At 64.4% G+C, this 4,109-nt stretch carries 4 protein-coding genes and 2 pseudogenes; all 6 read left to right on the forward strand.

Annotated features, from left to right (window positions below; genetic code table 11):
* Positions 1–245: 245 nt before the first annotated feature.
* A pseudogene (locus RM423_RS24135) lies at positions 246–452 on the forward strand (Tn3 family transposase); the annotation flags it as partial.
* 257 nt (positions 453–709) lie between these two features.
* A complete protein-coding gene (locus RM423_RS24140; protein WP_311425589.1) occupies positions 710–1,189 on the forward strand; it encodes a hypothetical protein in 480 nt (159 codons plus the stop codon).
* A gap of 1 nt (position 1,190) precedes the next feature.
* Positions 1,191–1,691: a hypothetical protein gene (locus RM423_RS24145; protein WP_311425590.1), complete on the forward strand. Its 501-nt coding sequence runs from the start codon at positions 1,191–1,193 to the stop codon at positions 1,689–1,691.
* 99 nt (positions 1,692–1,790) lie between these two features.
* Positions 1,791–2,819 (forward strand): ArsR/SmtB family transcription factor, encoded by a 1,029-nt coding sequence (locus tag RM423_RS24150; protein ID WP_311425591.1) that lies wholly within the window; start codon positions 1,791–1,793, stop codon positions 2,817–2,819.
* A gap of 51 nt (positions 2,820–2,870) precedes the next feature.
* A pseudogene (locus RM423_RS24155) lies at positions 2,871–3,051 on the forward strand (ISL3 family transposase); the annotation flags it as partial.
* Positions 3,052–3,255: 204 nt separating this feature from the next.
* On the forward strand, positions 3,256–3,933 hold the full coding sequence (locus RM423_RS24160) for a cation diffusion facilitator family transporter (protein WP_311425592.1): 678 nt from the start codon (positions 3,256–3,258) through the stop codon (positions 3,931–3,933).
* Positions 3,934–4,109: the final 176 nt, after the last annotated feature.

Below are 4,109 nucleotides of genomic sequence, written 5' to 3' on the forward strand. Positions count from 1 at the left end.
TCACGACGACGGCAGCGGTCAGGGTCGTCGAGACGACGATCCGCGAACTGATGAAAGTCATAACCAAGCTCCTTCGGCGACAGACGCACCGAAGTGGAACATCTGCCTGCTATTAGACACCTCCCGCAGCCCAGCCGTTGCAACCGACTCGAAGGCACGGGCGCAAGTCAAGGCAATGCAGTGCTCGTCCCATAACCCAGCCCACCGCTACCGAGACGTCCTCCTCCCAATCGTCTCGATGGGCGATCGTGCTCTGGAACACGCGGTATCAAGACGCCGCAATCAACGAACTACGTAGGCAAGGAGCCCAAGTTGCCGACGACGACATCAAGCGCCTCTCGCCGCTCGGACATGAACACATCAACCTGCTCGGCCGATATCAATTCAGCACTCCAGGACTCACCGAAGCACTCCGCTCGTTGAGAGACCCCACCTCACCCGATCCCGGATGAGCGTCACACCCTTAGCGCACGATCCTGTACCACTACTACTCAGCCCCCCTAGGTCATCGACACCAGGATGGCTATGCCGATGGCCGCCCTCCGCCGCCGGGGCCTTCACTGGGCGACCGTCGCTTGGCGATTGGGACCCTTCGATACGCAACAGTCCTCATTTTCGGTAAGCATTTTCGCTCAAGCCACAGCGGCGCTACACCTTGATGGCGGCAACATGGCCGCTGACATCTCTGGAGGACTGAATGGTGAAACGTATGTGGCGTCTGCTGGCGGTTGGGCTGGTCATGGCCGTCGCCCTCGCCATGGGGCTCGTCACGCTGGCTGGTTCGGCAGGGGCGACGCCGGCCTGCCAGAATCGCGGGACGAGCATCGGCGGCGGTGGCGCCCTCGGCCAAAATGACTGTCTGCGTAGCTCTAACGGCCGGTACACACTTGCCATGCAGGCTGACGGGAACTTCGTGCTGTACTCGAACAACACCGCGTGCTGGGCGTCGTCGTGGGAGGAGTCGGGCCGGCACCGTGCTGGTGACCACGCCTACGTATACGTCGACAACTACGGCTTGGACACCGAAACCGGGGTGGCAGTCGCCACCCCCGGGCGCGGAATCCTCACAACCACCTGGCAGCACTGGACCGATCATGTCCACCAGCCGTTCGAGTCGTCTGCATACAACATAAGCCTGAACAACAGCGGGCAGTTTTACATCGGCTACTCACTGTACAAGGCCTGCTGACGTGACGATGGACATCACGCCAGCCCATCCGCCGTCCGGGCGTCCGCGTGCGCGGCATTACTCCACGCTGGCGCGGTGGGCCGCCGCGCTGGTAGTAGCCGGCACAGCTGGGTTGGGGCTCGTAGCGCCGGCGCCGGCACAGGCCACTCCCACCAGCTCGACCTACCTCGCCCGCGGCGACAACATGACCAAGAACCAGGCGATCATCAGGGTCAACGGTGCCGCCACCTGGCAATTGATCATGCAGGGTGACGGAAACTTGGTGCTGTACTACCGCGCCTGGTACGGCACGACAGTCTGCTTCAGCACCAACACTCAGGGGCGGGGCGATCGGGCGATCTACACCCTCGGCGGGGACCTCACCGTCATCGATTCTCGCGGGTTCCGGCTCTGGCACTCCGGTGCCAACACCGGGACAACCGTCGACATCAGCGCCTACGGTCGTCTCTACGTCGGCTACGCCCCTATGAACAACACCTGCCCGGCTTACATCGGCTTGTGACCCCTTGCGGCCCGGGCCGGCGCCCTATGCGCCGGCCCGGCACCAAGGCAGACGTCGGCCGTAGCATCGTGGCCCAGGACCATCGGTTGGGAGATTCCTGTGATCGACACCGCGGCAGAAGTAATGGCCTGGCAGTCACCGGGAGTCGTAACCCTCGGCCTCGGCGACATCAACAGGATTCGTGTGTCCGTGTCCACGGCGACCTACCCGTCCTTATTCTCCATGCTCACCGACAGCGTCGCCGGCGTCACCCGAGGCCTGCCGGCGACCTGGCGCGAGCGCATCGGCCGGACCGTGACACACGCGGGCCACCGCGCGATAGCACCCCTCGGTGCAGCGCAAACTGCGGGCTGGGTGCCGGACTGCTTACTCCCCGCAGACCTTCTCGCAGGACTCGACACCGACTCCGCACTCGACACACTGCGCACCGCGGACCCCGCTGATGTCCAGGCCAATCTATTACAAGAATTTGGAGACCACGCAACGAGCGTATGGCGACCTGCGATCGATCGTCCGAAGCAGTGGATGGCCGACGCCAGCGTGGCCATGGACGCGGTAGCGGCGTTAAGCCGACCGTTGTTCACTCAAGCTCGGCCCCTGTTCGACCGCGAGATCGAACGGGTCGGGGTCGCCACCGTCCGCCAAATGACAACCGCCCTGCTCTCGACGCTGAACTCTCGCGTCACCCTGCGCAACGGCGCACTGACGTTCAGTCACCCCATTGGCGGCAATTACGAGCTGGCGGGACGCGAGCTGATCTTGGTACCCATGGTCACCGGCGATCGAATGCTCATGACCGACTTCAGCCAAGCCGACCACGTCTGGCTGGGATACCCGCTTCCCGGGCTTGGGACCCTGTGGAACACCCCAGCGCAACTTCCGAGCCCCCTCGAGGCGGCGCTCGAGGCCCTACTCGGCGCAACCCGCGCCGCGGCCCTCGCCTACCTCGACACACCTACAACTATGACCGAGCTGGCCACCGCTACGGGCGTCCACGCCGCCCGAATGACCCACCACTGCGACCGTCTCCACAGTGCAGGCCTAGTGGAACGGCACCGGCATGGACGCACCATGCGGGTGAGCCGAAGCGAACTCGGCAGCCAACTGCTCGAGATATACCGCCACTAAGCCCGTATCCACCGCGGTAGCCGGCGCGGGGTGGATCGTGACGCCGAAATGCAGTTGCTGATCGACGACCCAACCCGCCTCGACGGGGTGCGGGTGATCGGGGTCGACGAGCACGCCTGGCGCCACACCCGCCGCGACGACAAATACGTCTGTGATCATCGACCTGACACCAGTGCGCGAGGGCACCGGCCCGGCGCGGCTGCTGGACATGGTCGAAGACCGCTCGAAACAGGACGCTCAGTACCAGGAAAGCCGGCCGGTCGCGCTGTCCGATAGCCGAACGTCTACCGGTCACGATCAGCGATCTCAGCAGGTTCGCGGAGCATGATCGCTTCGTCCCGATCGGGGATCATCGGTTTGCGGGCGGTGGTTGAGGGCTGACCGGAGATGAGTGAGGACGACCAGATAGCAGAGGGCCGCAGGGGTGGGGGCAGCGATGCCTGGCTGCGGGTACGCGATGATGTTCTTTCGGCGGTTCACCGGGAGGGACGAGTACGTGTCGCAACGCAGGCGTCTGACCCTGCTGCTGAGCCTCAATATCGCGATGATCGCCGGTTTAGTGATCGTGGGGCTGCAGGCGCGATCCCTCGGTGTCCTGGCTGCCGGCGGCGATTACGTCGCAGACTCCGCTGCGATCGGCCTGGGCATCATCGCCTCGGTGATCAGGGACCGGGTCGGTGAACAGTCCCGCGCGACCACGATCGTTGCCGCGATCAACGCCTCCGCCCTGCTAATCGTTACGGGCGTGGTGATCGCCGAGGCCATTCGCCGCCTCGCCGCCGGTAGCCCAACCGTCCACGGTCTGCCCGTACTCGTCGTGAGCGTGATCGCGACGGTGGTGATGGTCGCCGGCGCCCTGATCCTCGGGGCCGACGCCGGCAGCGAAGACCTGCACATGCGTTCGGTCCTCTTGGACACCGTCGCCGATGCCCTCACCTCCGCCGCGGTCGCCGCGACCGGCGCGGCCATCTACCTCACGCATGGCACCTTCTGGCTGGACCCCGCCGTCGCGATCATCATCGGCCTGATCATCGGATATGGCGCAGCACGCCTACTCCGCGACGTGGTCATGGCCTTGCGCAACCGCGCACCGCTCGACCTCGACGATGACTAGCCAGCAGGATCACCTACGCGTCTCACATTACGGCGTTCCGTAAGCGGAACCTTGGGTTCTCGCGGTGATCGCAACACCTGACTGAGTGGAGGTGTTGACCATGCGGTTCGCTAATCACATGATCACGGAGAACGTGCAGGTGTTTTGGGCCGAGTTGCAGCGTGGCGAGTTCATCA

Origin of the sequence: Jatrophihabitans lederbergiae (assembly GCF_031845305.1) — a bacterium.
Classification (GTDB): Bacteria; Actinomycetota; Actinomycetes; order Mycobacteriales; family Jatrophihabitantaceae; genus Jatrophihabitans_A; species Jatrophihabitans_A lederbergiae.